Here is a 639-nt window from a genome sequence, read left to right as displayed (position 1 = left end):
CGCCAAGACCAGCGAGGGCATTTCCGTGCTCGTGCGCGCGGCCCACACCGGATACGCCATCGACGAGGTGGTGGTGGTCTGCCGCGCCGTGGAACAGTGCCTGATGACGATCTGCACGGCCGCGCTTGCCATCGACGCCACCGTGGACCCGGTGCTGCTCCAGCGCTTCATTGCCGCGCGCATCGCCGCGCAGTTGGGCGAGGTGGCCCTGGTCATGTCGGGTCTGGTGTACCTGGTGGTGTCGCCCAAGGACGACGACTATGTGGCGCTGGTGATCCGGCCGTACCAGCCGCAGCAGGAACTGACCGCGCCGCGCCAGGCGGGGCTGCTGCGCGCCGGCTATCCGCAAGGTTAGGGCGCTGCCCTCCTAGTGCAGCGGCGGACTCATCCGCCGCGACGTCATGCCTGCGGCCCGCGCGGGAGAGAACTCGGCTACGCGATGCTCGAGCAGCCGCTGCAATTCCGTGGCGCCCCGGTAGTAATGGGCGAGCAGCAGCCGCAGGTCCGGATCGTCGATCGGCTCGCGCAGCAGTGCGCCATAGGCGCTGGCCGCGCGGCCGGCCTGTTGTGCCGCGTGGCGCAGCAGCAGCAACTCGCCGGCGTCCGGCGAGGGCGTGCCGGGGCTGCCCGGCGTATCGC

General features: G+C 71.0%; 2 pseudogenes. One reads left to right on the top strand and one right to left on the bottom strand.

Going from position 1 to position 639, the window contains the following annotated elements:
- Positions 1-355 (top strand): annotated as a pseudogene (locus AC1DHL_RS29670) (malto-oligosyltrehalose synthase); the annotation flags it as partial.
- 12 nt (positions 356-367) lie between these two features.
- Here AC1DHL_RS29670 and AC1DHL_RS29665 read toward each other — a convergent pair.
- A pseudogene (locus tag AC1DHL_RS29665) lies at positions 368-639 on the bottom strand (hypothetical protein); the annotation flags it as partial.

Source organism: Variovorax sp. 10L426 (genome assembly GCF_056395305.1).
This window is presented reverse-complemented; position numbering and strand designations above follow the sequence as displayed.